The organism is Curvibacter sp. GW821-FHT09D12, from assembly GCF_059416245.1.
Genome location: NZ_JBWKOU010000006.1, coordinates 26,238 through 42,068, shown reverse-complemented (window position 1 = coordinate 42,068; position 15,831 = coordinate 26,238). Strand labels below are relative to the sequence as shown.

General features: G+C 63.8%; 14 protein-coding genes. 7 read left to right on the top strand and 7 right to left on the bottom strand.

What is annotated here, in order from left to right; genetic code table 11:
- Nucleotides 1–55: 55 nt before the first annotated feature.
- The 7 genes from AC07PT_RS11475 to AC07PT_RS11445 all read right to left on the bottom strand — a co-directional run bounded on the left by AC07PT_RS11475 (nt 56) and on the right by AC07PT_RS11445 (nt 7,579).
- Entirely contained in the window at nt 56–793 is a 738-nt protein-coding gene (locus AC07PT_RS11475) for an amino acid ABC transporter ATP-binding protein (RefSeq protein WP_492348160.1), read from the bottom strand.
- 26 nt (nt 794–819) lie between these two features.
- Nucleotides 820–1,485 carry an amino acid ABC transporter permease gene (locus AC07PT_RS11470; protein WP_492348159.1) on the bottom strand — a complete coding sequence of 222 codons (666 nt, stop codon included), beginning with the start codon at nt 1,483–1,485 and terminating at the stop codon, nt 820–822.
- A complete protein-coding gene (locus AC07PT_RS11465) occupies nt 1,485–2,210 on the bottom strand; it encodes an amino acid ABC transporter permease (RefSeq protein WP_494656731.1) in 726 nt (241 codons plus the stop codon). Before AC07PT_RS11465 ends, AC07PT_RS11470 begins: the two co-directional genes overlap by 1 nt.
- A gap of 149 nt (nt 2,211–2,359) precedes the next feature.
- Nucleotides 2,360–3,259 (bottom strand): transporter substrate-binding domain-containing protein, encoded by a 900-nt coding sequence (locus tag AC07PT_RS11460; RefSeq protein ID WP_494656730.1) that lies wholly within the window; start codon nt 3,257–3,259, stop codon nt 2,360–2,362.
- 505 nt (nt 3,260–3,764) lie between these two features.
- On the bottom strand, nt 3,765–4,727 hold the full coding sequence (locus tag AC07PT_RS11455; RefSeq protein WP_492348156.1) for a LysR substrate-binding domain-containing protein: 963 nt from the start codon (nt 4,725–4,727) through the stop codon (nt 3,765–3,767).
- A gap of 35 nt (nt 4,728–4,762) precedes the next feature.
- Nucleotides 4,763–5,704: a 2-hydroxyacid dehydrogenase gene (locus tag AC07PT_RS11450; protein WP_494656729.1), complete on the bottom strand. Its 942-nt coding sequence runs from the start codon at nt 5,702–5,704 to the stop codon at nt 4,763–4,765.
- A 54-nt stretch (nt 5,705–5,758) separates the two neighbouring features.
- Nucleotides 5,759–7,579 (bottom strand): ABCB family ABC transporter ATP-binding protein/permease, encoded by a 1,821-nt coding sequence (locus AC07PT_RS11445; protein ID WP_494656886.1) that lies wholly within the window; start codon nt 7,577–7,579, stop codon nt 5,759–5,761.
- A gap of 41 nt (nt 7,580–7,620) precedes the next feature.
- Between AC07PT_RS11445 and AC07PT_RS11440 the strand changes: the two genes are divergently transcribed.
- The 7 genes from AC07PT_RS11440 to AC07PT_RS11410 all read left to right on the top strand — a co-directional run bounded on the left by AC07PT_RS11440 (nt 7,621) and on the right by AC07PT_RS11410 (nt 15,813).
- Nucleotides 7,621–8,040, top strand: coding sequence for an acyl-CoA thioesterase (locus AC07PT_RS11440; protein WP_492348153.1), 420 nt, complete (start codon nt 7,621–7,623; stop codon nt 8,038–8,040).
- A 212-nt stretch (nt 8,041–8,252) separates the two neighbouring features.
- Entirely contained in the window at nt 8,253–9,128 is an 876-nt protein-coding gene (locus tag AC07PT_RS11435; RefSeq protein ID WP_492348152.1) for a branched-chain amino acid ABC transporter permease, read from the top strand.
- Nucleotides 9,129–9,134: 6 nt separating this feature from the next.
- Nucleotides 9,135–10,211: a branched-chain amino acid ABC transporter permease gene (locus AC07PT_RS11430; RefSeq protein WP_492348151.1), complete on the top strand. Its 1,077-nt coding sequence runs from the start codon at nt 9,135–9,137 to the stop codon at nt 10,209–10,211.
- Nucleotides 10,212–10,457: 246 nt separating this feature from the next.
- Nucleotides 10,458–11,303 carry an ABC transporter ATP-binding protein gene (locus AC07PT_RS11425; protein WP_494656728.1) on the top strand — a complete coding sequence of 282 codons (846 nt, stop codon included), beginning with the start codon at nt 10,458–10,460 and terminating at the stop codon, nt 11,301–11,303.
- Nucleotides 11,300–12,136: an ABC transporter ATP-binding protein gene (locus AC07PT_RS11420; protein ID WP_492348149.1), complete on the top strand. Its 837-nt coding sequence runs from the start codon at nt 11,300–11,302 to the stop codon at nt 12,134–12,136. The genes AC07PT_RS11425 and AC07PT_RS11420 overlap by 4 nt, the downstream gene beginning before the upstream one ends.
- A 3-nt stretch (nt 12,137–12,139) precedes the next feature.
- A complete protein-coding gene (locus tag AC07PT_RS11415) occupies nt 12,140–13,996 on the top strand; it encodes an AMP-dependent synthetase/ligase (RefSeq protein WP_494656727.1) in 1,857 nt (618 codons plus the stop codon).
- A gap of 245 nt (nt 13,997–14,241) precedes the next feature.
- A complete protein-coding gene (locus AC07PT_RS11410) occupies nt 14,242–15,813 on the top strand; it encodes a hypothetical protein (RefSeq protein WP_494656726.1) in 1,572 nt (523 codons plus the stop codon).
- Nucleotides 15,814–15,831: the final 18 nt, after the last annotated feature.

The window sequence follows — 15,831 nt, the reverse complement described above, 5'->3', positions numbered from 1 at the left end:
CCGCCCGGAATCCCGGCGGGGCTTTCTTTTTGGAGCGCTCGCAGCGCAGCCGGCCTCAGTGCTGCAGGATCTTGTTGAGGAAGTCCTTGGTGCGGGGCTGGCGTTCGTCGGGCTTGTTGAAGAAGTCGTCCTTGGAGCAGTCCTCGAGGATCTTGCCGCCCACGTCCATGAAGATCACGCGGTTGCTGACCTTGCGCGCAAAGCCCATTTCGTGCGTGACCACCATCATGGTCATGCCTTCCTTGGCCAGGCCCACCATCACATCGAGCACCTCGCCCACCATCTCGGGGTCGAGCGCCGAGGTGGGTTCGTCAAACAGCATCACGATCGGGTCCATCGACAGCGCGCGCGCAATCGCCACACGCTGCTGCTGGCCGCCCGAGAGCTGACCGGGGAACTTGTCCTTGTGGGCGATCAGGCCCACGCGCTCCAGGTACTTCAGGCCCTGCTTCTTGGCCTCGTCAGGGCTGCGGCCCAGCACCTTGACCTGGGCGATGGTCAGGTTCTCGGTCACCGACAGGTGCGGGAACAGCTCGAAATGCTGGAACACCATGCCCACCTTGCTGCGCAGCTTGGGCAGGTCGGTCTTGGGGTCATGCACCGCCGTGCCATTGACGTAGATCTCGCCCTTCTGGAAGGGTTCGAGCGCGTTGATGGTCTTGATCAGCGTGGACTTGCCCGAGCCCGAAGGCCCGCACACCACCACCACTTCGCCTTTGTTGATGCTGGTGGAGCAGTCGTTCAGCACCTGAAAGCTGCCATACCACTTGGAAACGTTCTTGAGTTCAATCATGGAAATTTCTCACTCTCAATGCCGCGTCAGCGGATGATGGCAATCTTCTTGTGCAGGTGCTTGACCAGCGTGGACAGGGCAAAGCAGATCACGAAATAGACCACGGCGGCGAGCACGTAGGCCTCGATCGGACGGCCGTAGTTCTTGCCCGCGGTCTCGAAGCCCTTGAGCATGTCGTAGGCGCCGATGGCATACACCAGCGAGGTGTCCTGGAACAGGATGATGGTCTGGGTCAGCAACACCGGCAGCATGTTGCGGAAGGCCTGCGGCAGGATCACCAGCTTCATGTTCTGACCATAGGTCATGCCCAGAGCCTGCCCAGCAAAGACTTGCCCGCGCGGAATCGACTGGATGCCGGCGCGCATGATCTCGCTGAAGTAGGCTGCCTCGAAGGCGATGAAGGTGATGGTGGCCGACACCTCGGCCCCAATGGGGCGCCCGATGGCGAAGGGCGCCAGCAGGAACACCCACAGGATCACCATGACCAGCGGAATGCTGCGCATGCCGTTGACATAGATGGTGGCCGGCACATCCAGCACCTTCTTGCCTGACAGGCGCATCAGCGCCAGCACCGTGCCGAAGATCACGCCGCCAATCGTGGACACCACCGTCAGCAGGATGCTGAAGTAGAAGCCCTTGGCGACGAACTTGCTGATGAGGTCCCAACTGTAGAACGAGAGATCGAAATTCATCAGTGTCCCCCTCCGGTGCCGCCCTGGACAATGAAGCCCGGGACTCGCGAACGCTTTTCGATGAAGGCCATGAGCCGGTTGATCACAAAGGCCGAGATCACGTACAGGCCGGTCACGGCGATGTAGATCTCGATGCCCCGCGAGGTCTCTTCCTGCGCCTGCATGGCGAACATGGTCAGCTCAGACACCGAGACGGCAAAGGCCACCGACGAGTTCTTGAAGATGTTCATGGTCTCGCTGGTGAGCGGCGGGATGATGATGCGAAACGCCATCGGCAGGATCACATAGCGGTAGTACTGCGGCGTGGTGAAGCCCAAGGCCATGCCGGCATAGCGCTGACCGCGCGGCAGGGCCTGGATGCCGGCACGCACCTGCTCGGCGATCCGCGCCGAGGTGAAGATGCCCAGGGCCAGCACCACCAGGATGAAGCTCGGCACCTCTTTGAGGGCCGGCACAAATGCAGGGATCACGTGGTACCAGAGGAAGATCTGGACCAGCAGCGGAATATTGCGAAACAGCTCAACCCAGGCATTGCCGAGTCGGGTGAGCCAGGGGCTGTCCGGCAGGGTGCGGATGGTGCCGATCACCGACCCCAGGATCAGGGCCACTGCCAGGGCCAGCAAAGCCACAGACACGGTCCAGCCCCAGGCCGACAGCATCCATTGCCAGTAGGTCGGGTAAGCCCCGCCGGGGTCTTGCAGGAAGACTTCCCATTGCCAGTTCATGGCCATACAGGCTTCTCCAGTTTGAAAATTGAAAACAGGGAACCGGCCAGGCCCACATCGGCCATGGCAGCCACCAGGCTGCCAGGCAGAGGCCCAGCCGGGGCGGGCGTCAGCTCACCCAGGGGGCAGGCGGACGCCGCAAAACGCCATCACTTCTTGGCGTAGTCTTCGGCGGGCTTGTCGTTGGGGTTGGCCCAGGCGGCCTTGGTGGCATCGCTGGCCGGCAGGCCCACGCGGGTGTTCTTCGGCGGGATGGGTTGCACGAACCACTTGTCGTACAGCTTGGCCAGCTCACCCGACTTGGCCAGATCCTTGATGGTGTCATCGCCGAGCTTCTTGAAGGCCGGGTCGTCCTTGCGCACCATGATGCCGATGGGCTCGACGTTCAACACTTCGCCCACGATCTTGTAGTCGGCCGGGCTCTTGGAGGTGGCGATGTTGCCCGCCAGGATCTGCGCATCCATCACGAAGGCGTCAGCCCGGCCCGATTCGAGCAGCAGGAAGCTGTCGGCGTGGTCCTTGCCGAAGACTTCCTTGAAGTCGACGCCGGTGGCGCGCTCATGCTTGCGCAGCAATTGCACGGAAGTGGTGCCTGTGGTGGTCGCCACGTTCTTGCCATTGAGCTGGGCGATGCCGGTGATGCCCGAAGCCGCCTTGACCGCGATGCGCACTTCTTCGACGTAGGCGGTGTCCAGGAACGACACGTCCTTCTGGCGTGCCACGTTGTTGGTGGTCGAGCCGCACTCGATGTCCACGGTGCCGTTCTGCACCAGCGGGATGCGGTTTTGCGAAGTGACCGAGACGTACTTCACTTCGAGCTTCTTGCCCACGGCCTTTTCGACGTTGCCGACGATGCGCTGGCACAGCTCGACGTGGTAGCCCACGTACTTGCCATCGCCCAGCGTGTAGGACAGTGCACCCGAGGAATCGCGCACACCCATGGTGATGGCGCCCGACGCCTTGACCTTGGCCAACGTGTCATTGGCTTGGGCCAGGACGCTGCCCGTCGCCAGGGCGGCGACTGCAAAAGCGAGCAAATGTTTCTTCATGGAATCTCCTAGGAATGGGAACGATGAGATTAAGGGAAGGGTAAATTTTAGGGAACCAGCACCCAGGGAATACCCGGCGTCCCAGCATGCAAAAAATGCACTGAAGGACTCATTTCCTGGCCACTCCGGGTTGCGCTACCCATCCCGCCATGCAAGCCCGCCAACTCAATGACAGGACTGGGCATGGGGATGATCCAGGCAAGCAGCCTTTGTGCCAGGGCAGACGCCCAATGCGAGGGATCAGGACAAATCAGGGGAAAAGTAGACCATTCAGGCCATCGCAGCGCGGGCCGCACCGGTATCCAGATGAATGGCTTGCATGAAAGAAGAAGTGGCTTGTCTCGGCACCGTGACGCATGGTGATGGTCCTGTTGTTCTAAGAACCTGTCACGCCTGTGTCTTGGACAGGCGGCAGGTTGGTGGGCCCAGACTGTAGAGAAGCGCCAGACCCAAGGCCAATGCCGGATTAAATGGCCCTCATGCAAAAAAAGCATGAGGCGCCCGATCATCTTGCGGCCGATTCATCTGGACGCACCGTGTTGGCCACCAGATAGCGCCAAAGGGCTTCGGCACGGTCCTTGGGCGCCTCGCGTCCGGCCGCCTGGGCGGAGGGCCGTTCGCGGTAGGCACGCAACTCCATGGTGATCTGCAGCGGCGGGGCGTCGGGCGGCAAGGCACTGACCAGGCGCCGCGCCCGCAGGTCCTTGCGCACCGCGCTGTAGGGCAGAAACGCCACGCCATGACCTTCCAGCGCCATGGCCTTGAGGCCTTCGGCCATGTCGGTCTCGTACACGCGGTCCAGGTGGATGGCGGTGCCCGACTGTTTGAGCATCAGCTCGACCATGCGCCCCAGGTAGGCGTCGGGGGCATACCCCAGGTAGGGCAAGAGCTGGCCGGGACGGCCCGGCAGCAGGTACATGGGGCGGCCATCGGCATCGGGCTTCACGTAGGGGGCCAACACCTCCTCGCCCAGGCTCACCATGTCGTAGCGATCAGGATCGATCTGAAAGGGCTGCGAGGGATGGTAGTAGGCGATCAGCAGATCGCAACTGCCCTCGACCAGCCGCAGCACCGCGTCGTGCACGTTGAGGGCAATCAGGCGGCTCTTGAGTGGCCCGAATTTCTCACGCAGGGTGGTCACCCAGGTCGGGAAGAAGGTGAAGGCCAACGTGTGCGGCACCGCAAACTCGACCACGTCCTTGCCCGCGCTGGTGTGGCCGCGCAGCATGGCGCGGGTGGTCTGCAGCGACTGCAGCATCTCCAGCGACTGCGCATACAGCGTTTCGCCGGCCGGTGTCAGGCGCGTGGGATAGGAGCTGCGATCCACCAGATCTGCCCCGGCCCAGGCCTCCAGCGCCTGGATGCGGCGCGAGAACGCCGGCTGGGTCACGTGCCGCAATTGGGCCGACCGGCTGAAACTGCGGGTCTCGGCCAGGCTGACAAAGTCTTCAAGCCATTTGGTTTCCATGGGGGGCGATTATGAGCCGCCCCAGAGCACCGTGATCAGACCGGCGCCACCACGCCTTGCCCGGAATAATGCCCCTTGACGTTGGCCAGGAATTGGTTCACCGAGCGCTGCACGGCTTCGGGCGACCAGCCGGCCACATGGGGCGTGAGCACCACATTGGGCAGGTCGATCAGTTCGGCCGGGGGCTGGGGCTCGCTTTCGTACACATCCAGGCCGGCCGCGCCCAGGCGGCCCTCCCGCAGGGCCTGCGCCAGCGCAGCGGTGTCGACCACGCTGCCGCGCGCGATGTTGACCAGCACGCCGCGGGGGCCCAGCGCGTCCAGCACAGGCCCGTTCACCAGGTGCCGGGTGGCAGGGCCGCCCGGGGTGGCCACCACCAGGAAGTCGGCCCAGTCGGCCAAGGCCTGCAACTGGTCGAAGTAACGGTAGCTCACACCCTCGCGCGGGCTGCGGTTGTGGTAGCCCACCTCGATGTCAAAACCCTCGGCCCGGCGCGCGATCTTGCGCCCGATGGTGCCCAGGCCCAGCAGGCCCAGGCGACGCCCCGACACATTGGGCGGCAGGGGGATGGCCTCGCGCCAGACCCCTTGGCGGGTCAGCGCATCCAGGCGAGGGATGCCGCGCACGGCGGCCAGCAGCAGGCCCAGGGCATGGTCGGCCACGCAGTCGTCATTGGTGCCGGCGCCATTGGCCACCACCACCCCACGCTGGCGCGCATGGGCGACGTCGACCATCTCGTAGCCCGCGCCGAGGGCACAGATCAGTTGCAATCGCGGCATGCGGTCCATCTCGGCGGCGGTCAGACCGACCGCGCCCACGGTCAGCACCACCTGCACCTGCGCACCGTGCTCAGCCACGGCGGCGGCGCGCTCGGCCGGGCTGGGGGCGTAGATCACCTGCAGCAGCTCGCCCATCTGGGCTCGGTGCTCTTCAGACAAGAAGTGAAGGGCCAACAACAAGGGCTTGGTCGGATTCATGGCATGAACTCAAAAAACAAAGGAATGAAAACTCAAATCGGCGCCGGGTGCGGGTCACTCACCGCTTTGCTGCAGCGCCCACATGCGGGCGTAGCGGCCCTGCTGGGCCAGCAAATCTGCATGGGCTCCGCGCTCGATGATGCGGCCGCCCTCCATCACCAGGATCTCGTGCGCATCGACCACCGTGGAGAGCCGGTGTGCGATCACCAGCGAAGTCTTGTTGCGGGCCACCGAGCTCAACTCGGCCTGGATGGCGCGCTCGTTGGCCGAATCCAGGGCCGAGGTGGCCTCGTCAAAGATCAGGATGGGCGGGTTTTTCAACAGCGTGCGCGCAATCGCCACCCGCTGCTTCTCGCCGCCCGAAAGCTTCAGGCCACGCTCGCCCACCAGGGTCTGGTAGCCCGCAGGCGATGCGGCAATGAAGTCGTGGATGCGGGCCGCGCGGGCGGCCGCCTCCACCTCGGCCTGGCTGCTGCCGGGGCGGCCATAGGCGATGTTGTAGGCCACGGTGTCGTTGAACAGCACGGTGTCCTGCGGCACGATGCCGATGGCCTGACGCACGCTGGCCTGGGTCACGGCGCGGACATCGAGCCCACCAATCGTGATGCGGCCCTGCTGCACGTCATAAAAGCGATACAGCAGCCGCGCCAGGGTCGACTTGCCCGAGCCCGAAGGGCCCACCACCGCCACGGTCTTGCCAGCCGGCACGACAAAGCTCACGCCCTGGAGGATGGGGCGCCCGCCCTGGGGGTCGTAGGCGAAGTGAACGTTCTCAAAACGCAGCTCGGGCGCCTCGCCAGGCTGCAGCGGCGTGGCGCCCGGCGCATCGGCCACCTCGCGCTCGCGCTCCATCAGGGTGAACATCTTGTCGAGATCGGTCAGGCTCTGTTTGATCTCACGGTAGATCACGCCCAGAAAATTCAAGGGCACATAGAGCTGGATCATGAAGGCGTTGACCATCACCAGGTCGCCCAGCGTCATGCGGCCATCGACCACGCCCTGGGTGGCCCGCCACAGCATGGCCACGAGGCCGACCGCAATGATCAGCTGCTGCCCGGTGTTGAGCATGGACAGCGTGGTCTGAGCCTTCAGCCGGGCACGGCGCAGGCGCTCCAGGCTTTCGTCGTAGCGCCGGGCCTCGAAGGTCTCGTTGTTGAAGTACTTGACGGTCTCGTAATTGAGCAGCGAATCCACTGCCCGGGTGTGGGCCGCCGAATCGAACTCGTTGGCCTGGCGCCGGTACTGGGTGCGCCACTCGGTGACCTTGACCGTGAACACAATGTAGAAGGCCAGCGCAGCCAGGGTGATCCAGGCAAACCAGACGTCAAACTTGACGGCCAGGATGGACAGCACCAGGGTCACCTCGATCAGCGTGGGCACGATGCTGTAGAGCGAGTACGAGATCAGCGACTCGATGCCGCGCACGCCGCGCTCGATGTCGCGCGTCATGCCGCCGGTCTGGCGCTCCAGGTGAAAACGAAGGCTCAGCGCATGCAGGTGTTCGAAGGTCTGCAGCGCGATGCTGCGCGCCGCCCCTTGGGTGGCCTTGGCAAACACCAGCTCGCGCAGCTCGGTGAACAGCGAGGTCGACAAGCGCAAGCCCCCGTAGGCCAGCAGCAAGGCGGCCGGCACCACCAGCACAGCCTGCGGATCGCCCGGCTTGAACGACATCGCGTCCACCAGCGACTTGAGCAGCACCGGCACACCCACATTGGCCAGCTTCGCCCCCACCATGAAGCCCAGTGCGGCCAGCACACGCCATTTGTACTGCCACAGGTAGGGGAAAAGCCGTGCCAGCGTCTGCCAGTCGCGGGAGGGTGAACGGTCACCTTGAGGGATGGACGCAGGGGGTGAGGATTCGCCAGAGCGGCGCATAGGGGACAATTCCAAGCTTGTGAAACCAAGAGATTGTGCCCATGTCCGACCAACCCAGTGCCCAGCGGGCCTTTGAAGAACCCCTGCCACAAGACAAGGAGCTGGTGCTCAAGGTCATTCCGATGCCGGCCGACTGCAATGCCAACGGCGACATCTTCGGCGGCTGGGTCATGGCCCAGGTCGACCTGGCCGGCTCGGTGCTGCCAGCGCGCTACGCCCAGGGCCGCATGGCCACCGTGGCGGTGAATGAGTTCATCTTCAAGCAACCCGTGCGGGTGGGCGACATCCTGTCGTTCTACGCCTCGATGGAGCGCATCGGCCGCACCTCGATGACGGTGCGGGTCGAAGTGTTTGCCGAGCGCTTCCGGTCACAGGGCCAGTACATCAAGGTGACCCATGCCACGCTGACCTATGTGGCCATCGATGAGCAGGGCCGCCCGCGCGAGATTCCGCGCAGCTGAAGCCGCCTCCTCTACCTCAGGCGCGCTCCCCGCGATAGCGCCTTTTCCCCGATAGGCAGAGCCCGGCTGCGGGCCTCAACATGCGCCTGCAGGCCGACGCTGGCACATGCATGGCACATGCTCAGGGTTAGCCCCGAGTGTGTGGCCTCGGCCCGCACCGCTACATTATTTATGCCAAGCAATCGCTTGGCATAAATCATTGGGGAGCCGATGTGCAATTCGTGCAACTGCTGATCAGCGGGGTCTCTCAGGGCTGCATCTACGGCCTGATCGCGCTGGGCTTTGTGCTCATCTACAAGGCCACTGAAACCGTGAGCTTTGCCCAGGGTGAGTTGATGATGCTGGGCGCCTTCTGCGGCCTGGGCCTGATGACGGTGCTGGGCTTCCCCTTCTGGCTCGCGGTGCCGGCCACCCTGGTGGCGATGGGCCTGTTCGGCATCGTGCTGGAGCGCGCCGTGGTGCGCCCCATCCTGGGGCAGCCCGCGTTTTCAGTGGTGATGCTCACCATCGGGATCGGCTACGTGCTGCGCGGCCTGGTCACGATGATCCCGAACATCGGCACAGAAACCCACACCCTGCCCGTGCCCTACAAGGACCTGAGCCTGAGCCTGGGCGGACTGGTGCTGAACGCCGAGCAGGCCGTGGTGATCGCCGCCACCGCCGTGCTGTGCACCGGCTTGTTTGCCATGTTCCGCTACAGCAAGCTGGGCATCGCCATGCAGGCGGCCTCGCAGAACCAGCTGGCGGCCTACTACATGGGCATTCCGGTGAAACGCCTCAATGGCCTGGTATGGGGGCTGGCCGCGGCCGTGGCCTCGGTGGCAGGCCTGCTGCTGGCACCCATCACCTTCGTGCACGCCAACATGGGGTTCATCGGCCTGAAAGCCTTCCCGGCGGCCGTGGTCGGGGGTTTCGGCAGCCTGCCCGGGGCGATTGTCGGCGGGCTGGTGATCGGCATCGTCGAATCACTGTCGGGCTTCTACCTGCCCGAAGGCTTCAAGGACATCGCGGCCTACATCGTGGTGTTGCTGATGCTGATGTTGAAGCCCAATGGTCTGTTCGGCGACAAGCTGCGTAAGAAAGTCTGACCCACCATGCGCTTTCTGTTCAAGACCGATTACGACCAGGACATCCGCCTGGCCAAACATGGCGGCCACCGCTTCTGGTACGGGCTCTTGCTGCTGGCCTTGCTGGCGGCGCCCTGGCTGGTGCCCGAGTACTGGCTGGCTCAACTCACCTTTGTGCTGATCTACGGCATCGTGGGCCTGGGACTGATGCTGCTGGCAGGCTTCACGGGCCTGTTCTCCATGGGGCATGCCGCTTTCCTGGGGGTGGGGGCGTATACGCAGGCCGCACTGTGCGGCCTGGGCTGGCCGTTTCCGCTGGCCCTGGCCTGCGCCGCCGCACTGTCGGCCGCCGCGGGCCTGCTGGTGGGCCTGCCGGCCTTGCGGGTCAAGGGCATCTACCTGGGCATGGCCACGCTGTCCTTCGGCTTCATCGTCGAGGAGGTGTTCGCCCGCTGGGAGAGCGTGACCGGGGGCAATGCCGGCAAGCATGTGCAGGCCCCCGACTTCTTCGGCTGGAAGGCCGACAGCGCCGAATCGTTCTACTTTGTCTGCCTGGTGATCGCCGTGGCCAGCACACTGGGCATCCTGAACCTGCTGCGCTCACCCACCGGACGGGCCTTCGTGGCCATCCGCGACTCGGAAATTTCAGCCCAGAGCATGGGCATCCACCTGGCCCGCTACAAAAGCCTGTCGTTTGCACTGTCGGCCGCCCTGGCAGGCATGGGCGGGGCGCTGTATGCGCACAAGCTGCAATTCATCTCGCCCGACCAGTTCGACATCCTGCAGTCGATCGACCTGCTGCTGATGATCGTGATCGGCGGCCTGGGTTCGGTGCATGGTGCGTTTCTGGGGGCCTTGTTCCTGATCTCGATGCCACAGGTGATCGCCCTGTCCAAAGATTCGCTGCCGGATGCCATCGCCCAGGCCCCCGGCCTGCAAGGCCTGGTCTACGGTGTGGTGCTGATCGCCTTCGTGCTGTTCGAGCCCCTGGGCCTGTATGGGCGCTGGCTCAAGGTGCGCACCTGGCTGCAGATGTTCCCGTTCTATCGCAAGGGCATGTTCAAGCGCCAGAAGTCCTTCCAGAAGTCCGACCGTTTGAAATGATCCCCCCTGAGTCGCTTCGCGCCTACGTGCGGCCGCGAGACGCGGACGCTCTTCGCACTGTCCGGACCTGCGCAGGCAGGCCCGGAGCCGCAGTGCTCAGCCCCCAAGGGGGACGACACCCCTGGCCTGGCAAAGCCAGCTCCACGGTGTCTGCTGGCGTGGCCTGCTCCGCGGCCTTTCGATCGATAAGGGCTTGCCGTGTTCACGCACCGTGTTTCACTGAATCAAAAAGTTGAGGTTTGCCCTATGGACCCATCCATCCTTCTATCGGCCCGAGATCTCAGCGTGCGCTTCGGCGGTGTGCTGGCGGTCAACCAGGTCAGCTTCGAGGTGCGCCAGGGCGAGGTCTTCACCCTGATCGGACCCAATGGCGCGGGCAAGACCACGGTGTTCAACCTGATCAGCCGCATCTACACCCCCACCAGCGGCGAGATCGACTACGCCGGCCCCGAGGGCCCGTTGCGACTGACCGATCGCCCACCACATCAGATCGCCCGGCTGGGCATTGCGCGCACCTTCCAGAACATTGAGTTGTTCGAGCACGCCACCGTGTTGCACAACTTGCTGATCGGGCGGCACACCCACCGCGACAGCGGACTGTGGAGCGATCTGTTTTTCACCCGCCGCACCCGCGAGGCCGAACTGCGGGCCCGGCGAAAGGCCGAAGAGGTGATCGACCTGCTGGACTTGCAACACCACCGCGATGCCCTGGTGGCCGGCCTGCCCTACGGGGTGCGCAAGGTGGTCGAGCTGGCACGCGCCCTGTGCACCGAGCCACGCCTGCTGCTGCTCGATGAGCCGTCGTCGGGCCTCAACGTCGAAGAAACCGAAGACATGGCCTACTGGATCCAGGACATCCAGAAAGAGCTGGGCATCACGGTGCTGATGGTTGAACACGACATGACCCTGGTCTCACGCGTGTCCGACCGGGTGCTGGCCATGAACCAGGGCGAAGTGCTGGCCCTGGGCAGCCCGCGCGAGGTGCAGACCCACCCGGGCGTCGTCGAGGCCTACCTGGGCACCATCGATGACGTGAGCAACTTGCGCCGGCCCACCGGTACCGGGGCCCGGTTTGAAAGGAAAGCCGCATGAGCGCCACCCTGGCCCAGCCAGACACCGCCCGCTCCGCCCTGCCCAGCCCGACCGCAGACGCGGCACCGGCGCTGCTGCAACTGCTCAATGTGGAAAGCGCCTACGGCCCGATCAAGGCCATCCGGGGCGTCAGCCTGCAGGTGCGCGAAGGCGAGATCGCCACCGTGCTGGGCTCCAATGGCGCGGGCAAGAGCACCATTCTGAAAACCATCTCCGGCATCATCGACCCGCGCAAGGGCTCGATCAGCTTCCGCGGCCAGGACATCACGGCCCGCGACCCCTCGGCCATCGTGCGCCTGGGCCTGTCCCATGTGCCCGAAGGACGCGAGGTGTTCCCGCTGCTTTCGGTGCGCGACAACCTGCTGATGGGCGCCTACACCCGGCACGACCGCGATGCGGTGGCGCGCGACATCGAGGCAGTGTATGGCTACTTTCCCATCCTGCGCGAACGAGCCACCCAGGAGGCGGGGCTGCTCTCGGGCGGCCAGCAGCAGATGCTGGCCATCTCGCGCGCCCTCATGGCCCAGCCCTCGCTGATCCTGCTCGATGAACCCAGCCTGGGCCTGAGCCCCAAGCTGACCAAGGAGATCTTCGAGATCGTGGTGCGCATCAACCGCGAACGCGGCACCACCATCTTGCTGGTCGAGCAGAACGCCAACATGGCGCTGAACGCCGCCGACCATGGCTATGTGCTGGAAAGCGGGCGCATCGTGATGGAAGACAGCTGCGAACGCCTGCGCGAGAAGGACGATATCAAGGAGTTCTACCTCGGCCTCAAAGACGAAGGCGTGCGCGGCGAGCGACGCTGGAAAAAGAAAAAGAACTGGAGGTAAGCCATGACCGGACTCTGGAAACCCGACCGCCTGCAAGCCAGCACCGACATCGTGGTGCCGGGCGACACCATCCCGGCCCTGTTCTGGAACGCGGTCGAGCGCCGTGGCCCGCAGGTGTGGATGCGACAGAAAGAGCTGGGCATCTGGCGCAGCTGGACCTGGGCCCAGACGGCCGAGGCGGTGCGCGAGATCGCAGGCGGGCTGATGAGCCTGGGCTTCGCCCCCGGCGACACCGCCTCCATCCTGTCCAACACGGTGATCGAATGGGTGCTGGCCGATCTCGCCGTGCTCAGCGCGGGCGGCGTGGCCAATGGCATCTACCCCACGGATGCCGCCCCCCAGGTGCACTACCTGTGCGAAGACTCGCGCACCACCGTGCTGTTCGTGGAAGACGACGAACAGCTCGACAAGGCACTGGAGGTGCGCGAGCGTTTGCCCCTGTTGCGCCAGATCGTGGTTTTTGACATGAAGGGCCTGCGCGAACTGGCAGACCCCGGCGTGATCAGCCTGGACGCGCTGCGTGAGCGCGGCCGTGCCCACCTGCAGCAGCACGCGGGCGAGCTGGAGCGCCGCGTTCAGGCCTGCCGCCCCGAGGACCTGGCCATCCTGGTCTACACCTCGGGCACCACCGGCAAGCCCAAAGGGGCCATGCACACCCACGCCGGCCTGGTCTACACCGTGCGGGGCTACAACACCCTGATCGCGCGTGACGAGCACGACGAGGCGATGTGCTTTCTGCCCCTGTGCCACATCGCAGAGCGCCTGGGCGGCGAGTACTTTTCGCTGTACACCGGCACCCGGCTCAACTTTGTCGAAAACCCCGAGACCGTGCCCGAAAACGTGCGCGAAATCGCGCCGACCGTGTTCACCGCCGTACCCCGGGTATGGGAGAAGTTCTATTCAGGCGTGATGATCGCGTTGAAGGAATCCAGCGCCTTGCAGCAGGCCGTGTATGCCTGGGCCATCGGCGTCGGCACGCGCATCGCCGACCGGGTGCTGGCCGGCCAGCCCGTGAGCACGGCCCTCAAAGCCCAGTTCACACTGGCGCGCTGGCTGGCGCTGGACAACGTGCGCAAGCTGATCGGTATCCATCGCGCGCGTTTCCTGGTGACCGGGGCCGCCCCCATCTCACCTGAACTGGTCAAGTGGTACCTGGCCCTCGGCGTCCCCATGCTGGAGGTCTGGGGCATGACCGAGACCTGTGGCGCCGCCACGGGCGTGCCGGCCACGCGCATCAAACCTGGCTCGATCGGCCCGGCTGCCGGCTACAACGAAGTGCGGCTGGACCCCGCCACCGGCGAAATCCTGGTGCGCGGCCCCAACGTCTTCAAGGGCTACCTGAACCTGCCCGAAAAGACCGCCGAGACCATCACCCCCGACGGCTGGCTGCACACCGGCGACGTGGGTCAGGTCGATGCCGACGGCTACTACCGCATCACCGACCGCATGAAGGACATCATCATCACCGCTGGTGGCAAGAACATCACCCCGAGCGAACTCGAGAACGAACTCAAGTTCTCGCCCTACATCACCGACGCGGTGGTGATCGGCGACCGCCGCCCCTACCTGACCGTGATCATCATGATCGACCAGGAGAACGTCGAGAAGTACGCCCAGGACCACGCCGTGCCCTTCAGCAACTACGCCAGCCTGACCCGAGCCGCCGAAGTGCAGCAGCTGATCCAGGGCGTGATCGACCAGGTGAACACCCGCTTCGCCCGCGTCGAACAGATCAAGAAGTTCTTCCTGCTCGACACCCAGCTCAGCGCAGAAGACGAGGAGCTGACCCCCACCATGAAGCTCAAGCGCCAACTGGTGCAGAAGAAATACGCCGAGCGGATTGAGGCGATGTACCGTTGACTAGCACTGGCCAAACCAGCGAACTGCTCTGCACTCGTCGCCCTGCTGTACGCAGAGATTCCGAGCAGGACTGGCAACGCAACAGCGCGTAAACTTGATCTAGTCAGTGCGGCAAAGGCACCCCCGGCACCGCATTGCGACCAACATCAACTGAACGCGTCCCATTGAAAGCCACCCTACAAGCCTTGAGGCGCATAGTGCGCCATCTATACAGAACCAATGCATCGGCTTTGACGACAAGTGAGATGCAGTTCACCAAATCGCCCCAGAGAGGCATTCATTTTTTCAGCGCGCATGATCCCATTTCGTTTCTGGACGCATTCCGGCCGGAGGACGTAGCCACTGAGTTTCAATCCATTCGTGACGACGGCTTCGACACGGTATGCCTGCTCTTGCCCTGGCATGCGCTGTTCGAATTTCCAGATCGCGCCGAACTCCATCCCTGGTACCTCGGTCGCCTGCTGACCCTCATGAATGAAGCTCACAACGCAGGACTGAAGGTCAAAGGACGCTTGTTCTACGCACACAGCCCGGTCGCAACCCTGGAGGGCATTCGCCATGAACGCCAATACGCCTTGTTGCAGCATCCGGCACAAGGTATGGCAAACCTGGGATCACAGGCCAATGCACTTGCTGAAGTGCTCCGCCCCCACCCCGCATGGGACGGGGCATTCGTGACCTGGGAAGACTTCTGGCCCTGCTTTCAAGGGCCGCCACACGGAGACTTCGACTCCCGCAGACGCGTGGGGGTTGATGGCGGCTTTTCCAATTGGATCGACCTGCAAGGACACACTCAGCGGGCATTCGAACTTGGCCTGCCCCGGGACGATGCTTCGTGGTGTGTACCCGAGCATCAGACCCCAGGCATGCGTCTCTGGGTTGCCTTCTTTGATCATCTCTTGCGCGAACGCGTGCTTGGCGTGTGCGCCCCTCATTTTCCCGAACTGGGTATCGAAGTCCGTGTCGATGCCTACCCTGTACCGGGTCCCAAGGGTGAAACGGAGTGGGTTTACTTCGACCTCTTCGACGACTGGCAAGGCCCACGCTATCTTTATTGGGGGCCGTTCTACGGCATGGCCAATCAAGGTGAACGCATCAAAGCTGCGCAGGCCCATACAGGCTTGCACCATCTGTTGCGACGTTTCCAGGGTGCCAGCAAACCCGTGATTGATCAGTTCAACTTCACCGATGAAACGCTGGACTTCGCGGGCCATAACGCCCGCATCCGCGACGACGAGATGGTGAATTTCATCACAGGGAGCGCTGAATTGGTCCGTCAGGAAACGTCTGGCTATTGGCTGTGGGCCTATCGAGACTACCGTGAGAACTGGCTGGTCAACCCCAGCTTCCAGCGCCATGGTGCAGCCTGGGATATCGAGACACCGAACGACGTGGCGTTCACGCCAGGCCCAGTATTTGCTCTGCTGCAACCCAATGCCCGTCTGAGCCAGCACTTTCAGCCAGAAATGCGGGCCCAAGCCTTGCAAGGTGCTTACCGCGATTTTCTGTGCGACGTGGTGTTGGACAACCCATCCCAAACTGACTCATTGCAGGTCCACTTCGATGGTCTCCCCTTGGCTGGCGAGGTACTTCCCGACGGGACCCTGCGCAGCGCCATACCCGGCGAATGGGTGAACTGGAAACAGGCCAAGATCACCTTGATCAACTGCGGCACTCACGCCATCGCACTTCGTTGCGTCTACTTCCACGGCTTCGTGCAACGCTTGCGGGTGCGTGATGAATTTGGTGCACCCGGGCCCTACTTGCAGGCAGTGAGGACATTGAACCAAGCCTTGGCCTCCCCTCCTGCAGTCTGAACCTGGGATAACCCAGGT

What these genes read in the sequence shown, in the direction of transcription:
- AC07PT_RS11475 (WP_492348160.1), bottom strand. Translation starts at nt 793, where the DNA reads ATGATTGAACTCAAGAACGTTTCCAAGTGGTATGGCAGCTTTCAGGTG.
- AC07PT_RS11470 (WP_492348159.1), bottom strand. Translation starts at nt 1,485, where the DNA reads ATGAATTTCGATCTCTCGTTCTACAGTTGGGACCTCATCAGCAAGTTC.
- AC07PT_RS11465 (WP_494656731.1), bottom strand. Translation starts at nt 2,210, where the DNA reads ATGAACTGGCAATGGGAAGTCTTCCTGCAAGACCCCGGCGGGGCTTAC.
- AC07PT_RS11460 (WP_494656730.1), bottom strand. Translation starts at nt 3,259, where the DNA reads ATGAAGAAACATTTGCTCGCTTTTGCAGTCGCCGCCCTGGCGACGGGC.
- AC07PT_RS11455 (WP_492348156.1), bottom strand. Translation starts at nt 4,727, where the DNA reads ATGGAAACCAAATGGCTTGAAGACTTTGTCAGCCTGGCCGAGACCCGC.
- AC07PT_RS11450 (WP_494656729.1), bottom strand. Translation starts at nt 5,704, where the DNA reads ATGAATCCGACCAAGCCCTTGTTGTTGGCCCTTCACTTCTTGTCTGAA.
- AC07PT_RS11445 (WP_494656886.1), bottom strand. Translation starts at nt 7,579, where the DNA reads ATGCGCCGCTCTGGCGAATCCTCACCCCCTGCGTCCATCCCTCAAGGT.
- AC07PT_RS11440 (WP_492348153.1), top strand. Translation starts at nt 7,621, where the DNA reads ATGTCCGACCAACCCAGTGCCCAGCGGGCCTTTGAAGAACCCCTGCCA.
- AC07PT_RS11430 (WP_492348151.1), top strand. Translation starts at nt 9,135, where the DNA reads ATGCGCTTTCTGTTCAAGACCGATTACGACCAGGACATCCGCCTGGCC.
- AC07PT_RS11425 (WP_494656728.1), top strand. Translation starts at nt 10,458, where the DNA reads ATGGACCCATCCATCCTTCTATCGGCCCGAGATCTCAGCGTGCGCTTC.
- AC07PT_RS11420 (WP_492348149.1), top strand. Translation starts at nt 11,300, where the DNA reads ATGAGCGCCACCCTGGCCCAGCCAGACACCGCCCGCTCCGCCCTGCCC.
- AC07PT_RS11415 (WP_494656727.1), top strand. Translation starts at nt 12,140, where the DNA reads ATGACCGGACTCTGGAAACCCGACCGCCTGCAAGCCAGCACCGACATC.
- AC07PT_RS11410 (WP_494656726.1), top strand. Translation starts at nt 14,242, where the DNA reads ATGCAGTTCACCAAATCGCCCCAGAGAGGCATTCATTTTTTCAGCGCG.